The sequence below is a fragment of the Streptomyces siamensis genome (genome assembly GCF_039543605.1).
Lineage (GTDB): Bacteria > Actinomycetota > Actinomycetes > Streptomycetales > Streptomycetaceae > Streptomyces > Streptomyces siamensis.
The window spans coordinates 228,065-241,229 of record NZ_BAABKB010000013.1; the positions used below are offsets into that span (position 1 = coordinate 228,065).

11 protein-coding genes are annotated in these 13,165 nt (G+C 74.3%); 3 read left to right on the top strand and 8 right to left on the bottom strand.

Annotated features, from left to right (window positions below; genetic code table 11):
• Positions 1-19 precede the first annotated feature (19 nt).
• The 4 genes from ABEB03_RS19695 to ABEB03_RS19710 all read right to left on the bottom strand — a co-directional run bounded on the left by ABEB03_RS19695 (position 20) and on the right by ABEB03_RS19710 (position 7,310).
• On the bottom strand, positions 20-3,505 hold the full coding sequence (locus tag ABEB03_RS19695) for an SAV_2336 N-terminal domain-related protein (protein WP_425589267.1): 3,486 nt from the start codon (positions 3,503-3,505) through the stop codon (positions 20-22).
• Positions 3,506-3,512: 7 nt separating this feature from the next.
• The gene (locus ABEB03_RS19700; RefSeq protein WP_095936584.1) at positions 3,513-4,541 is read right to left on the bottom strand and encodes an AAA family ATPase; all 1,029 of its coding nucleotides are present in this window, start codon (positions 4,539-4,541) and stop codon (positions 3,513-3,515) included.
• Between the two features lie 148 nt (positions 4,542-4,689).
• The gene (locus tag ABEB03_RS19705) at positions 4,690-6,813 is read right to left on the bottom strand and encodes a VMAP-C domain-containing protein (RefSeq protein ID WP_345650509.1); all 2,124 of its coding nucleotides are present in this window, start codon (positions 6,811-6,813) and stop codon (positions 4,690-4,692) included.
• Positions 6,810-7,310, bottom strand: coding sequence for a CU044_2847 family protein (locus ABEB03_RS19710; RefSeq protein ID WP_345650511.1), 501 nt, complete (start codon positions 7,308-7,310; stop codon positions 6,810-6,812). Before ABEB03_RS19710 ends, ABEB03_RS19705 begins: the two co-directional genes overlap by 4 nt.
• Before the next feature lie 152 nt (positions 7,311-7,462).
• On the opposite strand from ABEB03_RS19710, the gene ABEB03_RS19715 reads away from it, so the two are divergent.
• Positions 7,463-7,645 carry a DUF6104 family protein gene (locus ABEB03_RS19715; protein WP_005312030.1) on the top strand — a complete coding sequence of 61 codons (183 nt, stop codon included), beginning with the start codon at positions 7,463-7,465 and terminating at the stop codon, positions 7,643-7,645.
• Positions 7,646-7,862: 217 nt separating this feature from the next.
• Here ABEB03_RS19715 and ABEB03_RS19720 read toward each other — a convergent pair whose 3' ends face one another.
• On the bottom strand, positions 7,863-8,690 hold the full coding sequence (locus ABEB03_RS19720; protein ID WP_345650513.1) for a hypothetical protein: 828 nt from the start codon (positions 8,688-8,690) through the stop codon (positions 7,863-7,865).
• A gap of 166 nt (positions 8,691-8,856) precedes the next feature.
• Between ABEB03_RS19720 and ABEB03_RS19725 the strand changes: the two genes are divergently transcribed.
• Both ABEB03_RS19725 and ABEB03_RS19730 read left to right on the top strand, forming a co-directional pair.
• Positions 8,857-9,921, top strand: a complete 1,065-nt coding sequence (locus tag ABEB03_RS19725; protein WP_345650516.1) for a DUF4097 family beta strand repeat-containing protein — start codon at positions 8,857-8,859, stop codon at positions 9,919-9,921.
• Position 9,922: 1 nt separating this feature from the next.
• Positions 9,923-10,987 (top strand): helix-turn-helix transcriptional regulator, encoded by a 1,065-nt coding sequence (locus ABEB03_RS19730; RefSeq protein WP_345650519.1) that lies wholly within the window; start codon positions 9,923-9,925, stop codon positions 10,985-10,987.
• Positions 10,988-11,138: 151 nt separating this feature from the next.
• Here the strand turns inward: ABEB03_RS19730 and ABEB03_RS19735 are convergent, their stop codons facing one another.
• From ABEB03_RS19735 to ABEB03_RS19745, 3 genes are all read right to left on the bottom strand, one after another.
• The gene (locus ABEB03_RS19735; RefSeq protein WP_345650522.1) at positions 11,139-11,720 is read right to left on the bottom strand and encodes a Clp protease N-terminal domain-containing protein; all 582 of its coding nucleotides are present in this window, start codon (positions 11,718-11,720) and stop codon (positions 11,139-11,141) included.
• On the bottom strand, positions 11,720-11,929 hold the full coding sequence (locus ABEB03_RS19740; RefSeq protein ID WP_010984411.1) for a helix-turn-helix domain-containing protein: 210 nt from the start codon (positions 11,927-11,929) through the stop codon (positions 11,720-11,722). Before ABEB03_RS19740 ends, ABEB03_RS19735 begins: the two co-directional genes overlap by 1 nt.
• Before the next feature lie 112 nt (positions 11,930-12,041).
• Positions 12,042-13,007: a zinc-binding dehydrogenase gene (locus ABEB03_RS19745; protein ID WP_345650525.1), complete on the bottom strand. Its 966-nt coding sequence runs from the start codon at positions 13,005-13,007 to the stop codon at positions 12,042-12,044.
• Positions 13,008-13,165: the final 158 nt, after the last annotated feature.

Consider the following 13,165-nt stretch of genomic DNA (forward strand, 5'->3'; position numbering starts at 1 on the left):
GCCGCCGGTACGCGCTCCCTCACTCCAGCTCGGCCAGTCGCTGAGCCGTCTGCCGGGCCGTCGGCTCGCCCGTGCGCACGGCTCCGTCCGGCAGCCGGGACCACTCGCTCCTGGCGGCCCGGTAGGCCTCACGCGCGGCACGCGGACGCGCCGCCGCCTCGTAGGACATACCCCGCCAGTGGTGCGCCTGCGCACCCAGCTCCACGGCCTCCTGGCGCCGCCGGTCCGTCTCCGCGTCCGCCTCGGCCTCACGCGCCGACTCCGCCGCCGCGCGGAAGGCGTCGATGGCCTCGTCGAGCCGCGCCGGCCGGCCGAGGCTCTGGTACGCCTCGAACTGCGCCTGCCCGAGCTCCAGCCAGCAGCGCGCGGCCGTCAGCGGTTCGCCGGCCTCCAGAGCCGCGAGCCCGAAGAGGTGCTCGGCCTCCCTCAGGTCCACCCGGTCGCCGCGGACCCGGTAGCGCAGCATCAGGGCACGGCCCAGGAGCAGCAGGCGGTGCGCCAGTTCCGCGCTGCCCGCCGGGGTCTCGGTCCGGCAGTCCCGCAGCACCCGGATGGCCCGGGAGAGCGTCTCCCGGGTGCCGTCGCTGTCGTCCAGCACGGCACGGCGCAGCAGCGCCTCGCCCCATTCGGCGAGCACGTCCGCGTGCGCGAGGGCGTCCCGGGGCACGCCGCGCGCAGCGTGCTCGAACCGCTCCGCGGCGTCCTGGAGTTCACGCGGGTCGCCCGACTCGGCGTAGCGCGCGACCTTGATGCGCCCGGCGCGGACGGCCAGTTGTGCGCGCAGCCCCTGTTCACGGGTCAGGCCCAGCGCCTCGTCGACATGGGCCTGCGCGTCGTCGAGCGCGCCGCCCGATTTCAGGAGCGCGTCGACCAGGTCGAGGAGGACGCGGACGCGTTCGCGCGGGGTCTCGGCCCCGGCCGGCCGGTCGCCCTCGGGCTCCGCTTCCAGGGCGGCCCGCAGGGAGCGCGCGCCCTGCTCCGCGTACAGTCTGGCCTGTTCGTGGTCGGGCGTGGCCCGAGACAGGTGCAGCAGCACACGGCCGTGCGCCAGCGGGAGTTCGGGCGGCCGGTGGCGCCGGTCGGGCCAGGCGTCCGCGAACGCCTCCAGCATCCCGACCGCGCCCTGGAGCAACGCGCTGTCGCCGCCGAGGCGCCACTGGGCCTCCAGCGCCCGCACCCGCTCCAGGGTGAGCCGCAGCGCCTCCGCGGCGTCCAGACCGGGTGCCGCGCAGGCCACCGCGTACTCGCGGTCGGCGCGGCGCAGCAGGTCGAGCGCGCCGCGCCGGTCGCCGCGCCGCCTGCGGTCGGTGGCGGCGGCGTGCAGCACCCGCGCCAGTACGGCCCGCTCGCGCAGGGCCCGTGGGTGCGCGACGGCCCGCTCGGCGGCGGTCTCCGCCTCGCGCAGCAGCTCGGCGCCGCCCTGCACCTCCCACAGCCGCAGCAGACAGTTGGCGTACTCGGCCCACAGCTCCGGGTCGGCGCCGGCGGGCCGTTCGTGCTCGGTGGCGCCGCGCAGGAACTGCACGGCGTCGATGAGGTCCTGCACCATCCCGTCCGTGTCGAACTGCTCGACGAGGGTGCGGGCCCGGATCACCGCCGTGTGCGTGGGCCGCTCGTCGGTCAGGTCCGCGCGTCCCCGGCCGCCGTACAGCGCGAACTGCTCGGGCAGCGGCATGAACCGCTCCAGGACCCGGGCGGCGACCTCCGCGAAGGGCTGCGGGACCAGCGTGGCGCCGCCGTTGTCGCCGTTGTCCCCGTGGCCGCCCGGATATCCGGTGCCCGGCGCGTAGGGCCGCCCGGAGCCGGCGTCGCCGAGCTGCGCCAGCGCGAGGGCCGGGAAGTTCGGGCCGCCCTTGCCGAAGCGGTACTCGATGTACTCCGAGCAGTGCTTGAGCACCAGCATGGCCTCGTCGCGGCCCAGCGGCGACAGCAGTGCCTCCTGCACGCCGGGCGCGAACTCGTACCACTGGGTGCCGTCCGCGCCGTGCTCCTCGGCCTTGGCGCGCGACACCAGACCGCTGAGCAGCACCTCCGCCAGCTCGGACGGTCCGGAGTCGGGCAGCATGGTCCGCTGCACCAGTTGCATCACCGGCAGGCTGAGCGGCGCCGCGGCCAGATAGCCGGCGAGGCGTCCGGCCGCCTTCGAGGCGTTCGAGCGGAACCGGCTGACCAGTTCCAGGGCGGACAGCCGGCGGCCGGGGCGGGCGGCCCGGGCGGGCGGATGGTCGTGGCGCACCCAGCCGACGGCTCCGGCCACGGGACCCGCGCCCGCGCCGGACAGCAGGCGGGCCCAGGCTCCGAGCGCGGCGGGCTCGGGCGGCAGGACGGGCACGGGGAGCGCCCCTGCGCGAGCCTCCGGCGGGCTGCCGGCCGGCAGCCGGACTCTGAGCGTCGCCGCGCCGGCGAGGGCCTCGCCGCGCGTCAGGTCTCCGTACGAGACGGGCAGCCGGGTGCGGTTCCACATGCGCTGCGGCAGGGGCTGGAGCACGGCGGCGGGGCCCAGCCGGGACAGGTGGTGCAGCAGCCGGTGGGCGTGCCCGCTGTGCCACAGGGGGCCCGCGCAGTCACTGACCAGGAGGGTGATCCGGCGGCCGGTGGGGTCGCTGAGCCGGTCGGCGGAGTGCAGGGGGGCCGCGCCGGGCTCGGCGCTGCGGCTGACGGCGGGCTCGCCGTCCGGCCCCTGGTGCAGATGGCTGACCTCAATGTCCCAGAAGGCGCCCAACTGGCCGAAGACCTGCTCCAGTTCGGTGAACATCCGGTCCCACACACGCATCGACGAGGAGGCGTCCATCACCAGCTGGAGCGCCGCGTCGGCCCGGGTCACGCCGCGGAACACCGGCAGCACCAGTCCACCGGCCCGCGCGCTCAGCTCCGCCGTCGCCGTCTCGTCGAGGACCGTGCGCAGGGGCGGTGCCGCGGTGCGGTACCCCTGCAAGGGGCGTAATGCGCGCTGGAGTTCGAGCGGGGAGGGGAACGCGGGGGCCGCCGGGACCCCGACCGGGAGCACCGTCACCCGGCCCTGTCCGTACCCCCGGGGCGCGCCGTCCCGCGGCACCGGGTAGAGCGCGACGCGCCGGTCCGCGCTCTCGTCCTGCGGCGGTGGCGCGGGCCGGTCGTCCGTCACGGGCGGGGCGGCATCGCGCGGGTCCGCGCGTTCCGGCACCGGGTCGCGCCCCGCCCCCGGCGTCGTACCGGTGGACGCGCCGCCGCCCGCCGGTGGTTCGGCGTCGGTGGGACGCGCCCAGCGGGCGAGCCACAGCGTGTCGCAGAGCTGTCCGGCGTCCGGATCGAGGCCGATCTGCCGCATCCTGGCCACCAGTTCGGCGATCGGATCACCGCCGGAGCCCGTCGCGGGGCCGCCGGAACCGGACGGTCCGGCGGGACCGGACAGCGTGGCGGGTCCGGACGGACCGGCAGAGTCGGCGGGCCCGGACAGACCGTCGGGTCCGGGAGGTACGGCAGGTACGGCGGGCTCGGGCCCGTGGCGCGCCGCGGCATCGGGCATCAGCGCTTCACCTCGGACGGTCGAGTCGCTGGATGAGGAGATCCGCGAGCCGGTCACGACTGGGCGGTGCGGCCGCGTCGGTGAGGTAGATGGCGTTCAACAACTGGTCGGCTGCGACGAGTTCGCTGCGCGAGCGCTCCAGGAAGTGGGTGATGAGGTCGTCCCCGGCCCGCGCGGCCTCATCGCCCAGATGCGCGCGTACGAAGGTGGCGAGCCGCTTGTGGTCGGGCCGCCCCAGTTCGAGGTGGATGCAGCGGCGCATCAGCGGGGCGGGGAAATCGCGCTCGCCATTGCTGGTGAGCACCACGAAGGGGAAGGCGCGGCAGCGCACCCGGCCGTCGCGCACCTTCGCCTTGGTGCCGTCCGCGGTGAGCACCTCGGCCTCGCCGCCGGGCAGCCGGTCGGCGACGCGCTCCAACTCGGGGATGGCGAACTCGCCCTCCTCCAGCACGTTCAGAAGGTCGTTGGGCAGGTCGATGTCGCTCTTGTCGAGCTCGTCGATGAGCAGCACCCGCGGGGTGTCGGAGGGCAGCAGCGCGGTGCCGAGCGGGCCGAGGCGGATGTAGCTGCCGATGCCCTCGACGGAGCCGGGCGCGCCGGGAGTGGCCGGATCGCTGCCCAGCGGCGCGGCGATCTGGACGTCCTGGAGCCGGGCGATCGCGTCGTAGTGGTACAGCCCGTCCTGGAGGCTGGAGCGGCTGACGATCGGCCAGCGCAGCACGTTGCCCAGACCCAGTTCGTACGCCACCGAGTGCGCGAGCGTGCTCTTGCCCGCCCCGGGGCTGCCGGTGACCAGCAGCGGGCGGCGCAGGTAGAGCGCCGCGTTGATCATTTCGAGTTCCTCGGCGCCGGGCCGGTGCAGTTCGGCCAGGTGCCGGTGCGCACCGAGCCGGCGATCCTCGGAGCCGTCGCCGTCGCTCCCGGCCGTGTCCCGGCTCGCGAAGTCCCGCCACGGAGGCGGTGCGGGGAGACGGGCCAGGCCGTCATGGGGCTCGCCGGCGCCTCGGTAGATGAGCCACTCACTGGATTCGGTCATTGCCCAGCCCTCGTCGTCACTCGACCCCCCACGGCCGCCGTCGATCGTGCTTCACCGTATCGACCCTCGGTTTCCGCCGTAAGGGCCCGGAAGGGGCTCCTGACGGTGACTCGGCTCGGCCCTCCCCCGGTTCCTCCCGCGATCGCGGTCACGGCGCCTCCAACAGGTCACCGGTCCCCGGCAGAGGCCGGCGCGGATCGTCGTAGAACAGGGCGATTCCGTCGGCCCAGAAGGTCTCCGGCTTGCCCGCCCGCAGTCCGGCGCGCAGCGCGTGCACCAGCTCCGGGAGCCGGTCCGCGCTGCCCGCACCGGCCACGGTGTCCCCGGCCCTTCGGTGGAACTCCCCGCACACTGCGTCGGGTTGGCCCCGCCAGCGTCGCCAGAGCGCTACTCCGTACCCGCCGTGCACGATCCGCACGAGCGCCCCGGGGTCGCCCTCGAAGCGGTGGTCGCCGTAGCGGCACAGCACGGGGATCGTCCTGTGCGGCAGTCCGCGCAGCCACTCGCCGGGCGGCACGGGTACCCGCAACCCGTCCTCGCAGTCGAGGACTTCGGCCCGTGCGCCGTAGGCATGGATCCAGCGCCATCTGGCCTCCCGCTCGTCCTGCTCGTCGTCCGGGGCGAATTCCTTCCCGTCGACCGCGAAGAGGGCGTCTCCGTCGGGCAGTTGTTCGCGGTCGGCGCAGCGCACGACGACGGGCCGGTGGGCGCCGAGCGGAGGCTCGTCCGGCCCGAGCTCCCAGGCGTCGACGTCGAGACCGAGCAGCAGATGGGGCAGCGCGACCTGGAGGTCCGCGGGCCGCCCCGGTTCGTCGCACTGGCGGAACGCCTCCGCGAGCGGCTGGGCGAGGACACCGGGCAGGTCCTCCAGCGGGGCCCGCTCGCCGTCGCGCAGGCGCGCCACCTCACCGGTCGGATGCCCCACCGAGACGTGCCAGTCGCAGCGGCCGGGTTCCCAGCCGAGTTGCTCCAGTTCGAGCAGGACGAACATACGGGGCGCACGATCGGCCGCATGCGCCGCCGCGCGCGCCGCCCGTGCATCGGCCGGGGACGGGTCGCGCCGCGGCACCTGGAGCCGCTCGATCCACTGCTGGCTCAGCCGCCGCCGGTACGCCGGACCCGGGCGGCCCTCCGCGATCTGCCGCACCCACTCCCACAGCGCCCGCTCGGCGGCCTGGGTGCCCGGGGTGACGAAGGGACGCTCGGCGGACATGGCCCGCATCGCGTAGTCGAGGACGAGTTCCAGGGCGCCGTCCTGGCGCGAGCTCTCGTACAGCGCCCCCAGGGCGTCGCGCCAGCCGCGCGGCGCCGGATGCGGGATCGGGGCCCGGCCGCCGAGGAGCGATTCGAGCAGACCGAGCAGGGAGCGGGTGCTGACCGGGGGCGGCAGGTCGGCCAGCCGGCCGAGCAGCTGGGTCCGCTCCTCCGGGCTGAGCGCCCGTCCGGGCCGCGCGCCGAGCTCGTTCTGCACGTCGGCCCAGGTGCTGCGGGCGGTGTCGGGGTGCCGCTGCCGGTCGCGATGGTAGCGGTCGTGGGCGTGGAAGACGGCCTGATAGACGTCGTCGTGCTCGGCCAGCACCTCGTCCGCCGGCACGGGCAGGGACCGTAACTGCTCCACTCCCGTGCAGGTGCCGCCGAGGCCGCGGTCCGCCTGGGACTTCAGGACACCGACGACCTCCCCGCGCGCGAGATCGACGACCGGCCCGCCGGAGACACCGGGCGGCAGCACGTCGCCGCCCAGCCGGATCTGCTCGTCGTCCGACCAGCCGCCGAGGGTCCCCTGGACCTTGCACGTCCCGCTGAGCCGGCGCAGCTCGCCGCCGACCACGGACCAGCCCGAGTAGAGGACGACCGCCTCCTCGTAGTACGCGGCGGGCCGCTCGGTGACATAGGCGCAGTCGTGGTCCACGGGCTCGCGCAGCCGCACGAGCGCCAGGTCCGGGGCCGGCCACGTACCCCGGACGGGACGCTCGGCGTGCTCCGGGAGGGCGGCCGCGACCTCGCCCGCCACGGCGGACGTACCGCGGCCCGGCCCCGTCTCGTAGACCACCGTCACCTCGCCCCCCTCGCCGCTCCGAGCCACGTGCGCGCAGGTCAGAACCCAGTTCGGAGCGAGGAAGAAGCCGCTCCCGAGGAACGTGCCGGGTTCGTCCAGGGCATACCCGGAGCCCGCGCGATGGATGCGCACCGTGGCCGCCATGACGAGATCACGCAGCGCACGGTGAGCGTTCCCGGGGCCGCCCGGTGCGCCCGGGGCGTGCCCGTCCGTCATGCCCCGCCCCCGGCGGAGGAGCCACCGGGGCCGCCGTGCGCCGGGGCGCCGGGGGACGCGCCCGCGTGCGGGCCGGCCGTCCCGTCCGCCCGGACGTTCGCGTCGGCAGCGGCGGCGCGTGTGTCGTCCGCGGTGCCGTCGAGGTCCGGCGGGCCGCCGTTCCACGTGAGCGTCACCGTGATCCCGGCCTTGGCCTCCCCGTCGGCGAGCAGGCCGACGACCTTGCCGGCCTTCGCCGACAGTTCGATCCCGAACTCCACGCTGACCTCGTCCGGCCGCACGGCGCGCAGCGGCGCGGCCAGCGAACGCGCTACTCCCGTGATCACCGACTGGAGGCTCTCGACCTGCGCCTCGATCCGTTCGCCGAACCCGGTGTCCGTGAACGACAGCTCGCCCGAGGGGAGCTCCAGTTCCTCCTCCGCCCCCGAGATCCGTGCCCACACCGGTGTCCCGTCCGGCAACTCGATCCGTGCGATCCGGGTCACTGCGTCACCCATGGCATCCCCCGTTCCCCCACGCCCCCGTGGTACCGCCGACCTTGCAGGCTAGCCGCAGGGGAGCGCCCCCGACAGAGGACCTCCGCGCGCCGCCCGCCCCACCTATCCTTTTCCCAGCGTTGCACTTCACTTTCACCGACGGAGCACCATCCATGTACTTCACCGACCGTGGCATCGAGGAACTTGAGAAGCGGCGCGGCGAGGAAGAGGTCACCTTCGAGTGGCTCGCCGAGCAGCTGCGCACGTTCGTCGACCTCAACCCGGACTTCGAGGTGCCCGTGGAGCGGCTGGCGACCTGGCTGGCACGCCTGGACGACGAGGACGACGAGGAGTAGCCGGGAGGTTCCCCGGGTCCCTGACCCGGGCCGGGGACAGCGGTGCCGGACATGGCGCCCGCGGCCCCGCCTGCTGTGCCGCCTGTGCGAATGGGGTCCGTCGCCCGAAGGGACGGCGGACCCTGCCTTTCACCGCTGAGTCCACCGGACGAGCCCGGTGACCACGGCCACGCCGAGCGCCGAGCGCCGAGCGCGGACGTCGGGCCGCGGTCCCGCGTCAGTCGAAGGCGCGCAGCCGGTCGTAGGCCAGGCCGAGAGCGCCGTGGAGCGTCAGGAGCGCTCCCGCGGCGATCCACCCGGCGCTTCGCCGCCGCACACCCCAGACGGTGAGCGGGAGGCCGGCGCCGACTTCGGCGGAGGCCAGGACGCGTGCCCTCGTGCCGCGGAGCCAGGGCCCCAGGACTCCGTCCTCCGCCGTGCCGGGTTCCGCGCGCACGGCCGCGCTCCGACGGTCCCACTCCGTCTGCTCGGCACCGGGCAGGACGCGGGCCACCTCACGGAGCCGGTCCACGGGCACCCCTGGACCGAGCCCGGCGGGGACGACCATTCCCGTGCGTGCGAGGACGGCGAGCAGCGCCCGCACGCGCGCGTGCCCGTCGGCACCGGGGTCGGGCTTCGTCAGATGCTCCAGGTCCTGCACGTCGAGCACCGGGTCCAGGCCGAGCCGGGCGGCGAAGGTGCGCATCGCCTCGTCCTCGCCGACCGGGGTGCCGTCCGCCAGCCATTCGTAGCCGACGGGGCGGCGGAACCCCGAGGCCAGGGTGCAGCCGCTGCGGTCGGCGTCCCACCACAGGGCCAGTACGGGCCAGGGGGTGCCGACGGCCAGGGCCGCGGCCCACCCGGTGAGAACTCGGTCGACGGGTTCGGCGCCGTGCCGCCAGGGACCGCCCTCCGGGACCAGCACGCTCCACTCGGGTCCGGCGCCTGCGAGCAGCATCCGCTCGTGCAGCAGCCTGGCGGCGGGACCGACGGACGCGGGGTGCGCACGGCACAGGAGCAGGGCACCGGGATCTTGGGCCGAGGGCTCACCGGACGCAGTCGACATGGTCACACTTTAGGCCGATTCGCCCACTTCAAACCGCACTCGATCCCCAGAACGGGTGTCTTGACTTTCGCGATCCGCGATATATCGTGAATGACAGAAGACGCGATATGGCGCGTCATGTTCGGGCTCACGTGGGGGGTCCGGCCCGGTCGAGGAGGTCTGCACCATGTCCGAGTGGTCCGTCGCAGAGCCGCAGAAGCTCTCCTTCGACGACCCGGTGACGGCACTGCACGTGCGCATCGTCAACGGAACGGTGAACGTCGTGGGCACCGACGAGGGTTCCGCCCGCCTGGAGGTCTCCGACCTGGAGGGCCCGCCGATCCGGGTGACCCAGCAGGACGGCACCCTCACCGTGGCGTACGAGGACCTTCCCTGGAAGGGCTTCCTCAAGTGGCTCGACCGCCAGGGCTGGCGGCGTGACGTGGTGGTCTCGCTCGCCGTCCCCAGCGACACCCGGGTCGAGGTCGGGGTGGTGGGTGCGGCCGCCGTGGTCTCCGGGATGGACGGGCGCGTCGAGGTGAAGGGCGTCACCGGTGACACGACGCTGGTCCGCGTCGCCGGGCCCGTGCGCGTGGACACGGTGTCCGGGAATCTGGAGGCGCAGGCCGTCACGGGTGACCTCCGCTTCAATTCCGTCTCCGGCGACCTGACCGTGGTCGAGGGCTCCGGGACCTCCGTGCGGGCCGACTCGGTGAGCGGCTCGATGATCGTGGATCTCGACCCCACGGGCACCCCGACGAACGTCCAGCTGACGAACGTCTCGGGTGAGATCGCCATCCGCCTCCCGCATCCGGCGGACGCGGAGGTGGAGGCGAACACCGCGAGCGGCACCGTCTCCAACGCCTTCGAGGACCTCAGGGTCAGCGGACAGTGGGGCGCCAAGAAGATCACCGGCAGGCTCGGCGCGGGCAATGGCAGGCTGAAGGCGATCACGGCCTCCGGCTCCATCGCACTGCTGCGCAGGCCACCGGCGGAGGACGATCCGTACGACGACGGCCCGGAGCCGCTCGACGACACCCCGGTCGAGGCCCCCGCGGACACCGTGGCCCAGACCCCGGCCGGCGGAGCCGCCGGGACCGACGGCCCGGCCGACGACACCGCGGCCGACGACACGGCAGCCGATGACGCCGCTCCGACGGCCGGCTCCACCCCGTCCGACGCATCGACCGATGCATCGACCGACGCCTCGACTGCCGACAAGGACGCATCGACCGACAAGAAGGTGCTCTGACATGCCTCCCGTCTTCGCCCACGGCCGTCTGCGCCTCTACCTCCTCAAGCTGCTGGACGAGGCCCCGCGCCACGGGTACGAGGTGATCCGGCTCCTGGAGGAGCGCTTCCAGGGTCTGTACGCGCCGTCGGCCGGCACCGTGTATCCGCGGCTGGCCAAGCTGGAGGCGGAGGGGCTGGTCACCCACACCACCGAGGGCGGCCGCAAGGTGTACGCGATCACGGACGCCGGCCGCGCCGAGCTGGCCGACCGCAGCGGCGAACTGGCCGATCTGGAGCTGGAGATCCGCGAGTCGGTGGCGGAGCTCGCGGCGGAGATCCGTGCCGACGTCCGGGGCGCCGCGGGCGACCTGCGCCGCGAGATGCGGGCGGCGGCCACGGAGGCCAGGCGGGGCCCGAAGGGCGGCGGGGCGAAGGAGCGCGACGGCTCCGCGGGCGACTTCGGCGGCTTCGGCGACTTCCAGGACAAGGAGTCGTGGCGGGCCGCGAAGGAGGAGATGCGACGCGTCCGCCAGGAGTGGAAGGAACAGGCCCGCCGCGCCAAGGACGAGAGCCGCCGCGCCCGCGACGAGGCACAGCGCGCCCGCCGCCAGGCCAAGGAGGCCCAGGAGAAGGCCCGCGCACAGGCGCAGGAGGAGATGCAGCGCATGGCCAAGCGGGTCCAGGATCAGGTCCAGGACCATTTCGCCCGGGGCGACTGGCCCACGGGCGTTCGCGAGGGCCTGAGTGAACTGGCCAAGGAGTTCGGCGAGTTCGGCAAGAACTTCGGCAAGGACTTCGGCTTCGGCCGCACCCCGTCCGGGGCGCCCACGGATCCGGAGTACACGGACACCCCGAAGGACTTCCCCGCCGACTACGAGCCTTCGTGGGCCCACGAGGAGTCCACCGGCAACCCCGCCCGCGACCTCGACCGCCTGCTGGACCGCTTCCGCGACGACATCCGCGACGCCTCCCGCGACCACGGGGTCACGGAGGAGCAACTGCGGGAGGCCCGCCGCCACCTGTCGACGGCGGCGGCCCACATCGGTGCGGCACTGCGGGAGCCGCTCGCTTCCGACGAGCGCTGACCTCGGGGTCAGCGCCCCGCCCCTGCCCCCGACATCGCGGACCGCCGACCCCGGGGGCAGGGCCACCGACCCCAGGGCAGGCAGGGCGATCGACCCCAGGGCGGGCAGGGGCCACCGACCCCGAGGCGGGCAGGGCCGCCGACCCCGGGCCTCACCCCGCCTCGGCCGCGCCCCCGTCGCCGTACAGCACCCGCGTCACCGACTCGTAGGTCACCCCGTGGTCGGCGAGCACCTCCGTGGCGACACCGCCCCGCACGGTGAGTGCCATGAGCAGGTGCTCGTCACCGATGTGCCGGTCCCGGCGGGCATGGGCCATCCTCAGGGACTGCGCCAGCACCCCCTTGGCCTCCGGCGCGAAGGGCCGCCGCCGCGTCCGCCGCCCGTCCCCGGACTTCGCGCCCGCTCCGGATCCCGACCCCAACGCGCCTTCCCCGTGCGCCTCCTCGACCCGGGAGACGATTTCCGACAGATCGATTCCGAGCCCGGAGAGGGCCTCGGCGTCGGCACGGGACAGGCCACCGCGACGGCGCGCCTCGGCGAGGTCGTGCTCGACCGAGTCCCGGCGACCGGCGAGACCGAGCGCGGCCAGGGCGAAGGAGCCCCGGCTGCCCTCCCGGTCGAGGAGCGCGAGCAGCATGTGCTCCTCCGCCACGGTGCCGGCGCCCGTCCGCTCGGAATGCAGCACCGCCCCCTCGACGACGGCACGCGCATCCTTCGTGAACCGCTCGAACATCACTGCCTCCCGTACTTCTTGTGCACGGCCTGCCTGCTCACTCCGAGTTCCGCGGCGATCTCCTGCCAGGACCAGCCCTGATTGCGCGCACTGCGCACCTGTACCGCCTCCAGCTGCTCCAGCAGCCTCCGCAGCGCGGAGACGGCCCGCAGCCCGATCCGCGGATCGCGATCACCCGCGCGCTCGGCGAGATCCGTTGCTTCGGTCATGATGTCAACTTACGTTGACACGCCCGCTCATGTCAACCATGGTTGACACATGCCGACGGCCGGCCCGGGAACCCGGACCGGCCGTGAAGGAAGCTTGGGGGAAGAGGGAACGTCAGCCGTTCTTCAGCACGATCTTCCCGAACTGGTCGCCCGACTCGAGGCGTTCGAACCCCTCGCGGGCACGGTCGAGCGGAAGCACCTCGTCGATGACGGGACGCACACCGGTCGCGGCGCAGAAGGACAGCAGGTCCTCCAGCTCGTCCTTGGTGCCCATCGTGGAACCGACGACCTTGAGTTCGAGGAAGAAGATGCGCGTCAGCTCGGCGTGGGACGGCCGGTCGCCGCTGGTGGCGCCCGAGATGACCAGGCTGCCGCCGGGGCGCAGCGACTTCACCGAGTGCGACCAGGTGGCCGCGCCGACCGTCTCGATGACCGCGTCCACGCGCTGCGGCAGCCGCGCGCCGGACTCGAAGGCCTCGACGGCTCCCAGCTCGACGGCCCGCTTCCGCTTGGCCTCGTCCCGGCTGGTGGCGAACATCCGCAGCCCCGCGGCCTTCCCGAGGACGATCGCGGCGGTGGCCACACCGCCGCCCGCGCCCTGCACCAGCACGGAGTCGCCGGGCCGCACCCCGGCGTTGGTGAACAGCATGCGGTACGCCGTCAGCCAGGCGGTCGGCAGACAGGCGGCCTCCTCGAAGGACAGCTCCTTGGGCTTCGGGAGGACGTTCCACGTCGGGACGGAGACCTGCTCGGCGAACGTGCCCTGGTAGCGCTCGGTGAGGATGGAACGGGGCTCGTCGGGGCCGACGCCGTGTCCGCTCTGGCCGATGACGGAGTGCAGCACGACCTCGTTGCCGTCCTCGTCGACTCCGGCGGCGTCGCAGCCGAGGATCATCGGCAGCTTGTCCTCGGCCAGGCCGACCCCGCGCAGGGACCACAGGTCGTGGTGGTTCAGCGAGGCGGCCCGCACGTTCACGGTGGTCCAGCCCGGCCTCTTCTCCGGGGCCGGGCGCTCCCCCAACTCCAGGCCGCTCAGCGGCTGGTCACGGTCGATTCGGGCGGCATAGGCAGCGAACATGACCTTGACGATAGGCTCCGCCCCCGCCGCACGGAACCATGTCCCGGTGTGACACAGGTCCCGCCATGCCCGGCGGCCCGCCCTCCAGCGTCCTTCGCCCCCTCCGCCCCTGCCCGTCCCGTGTCCCTGGGGGCTCCGCCCCCAGACCCCCGATCGGC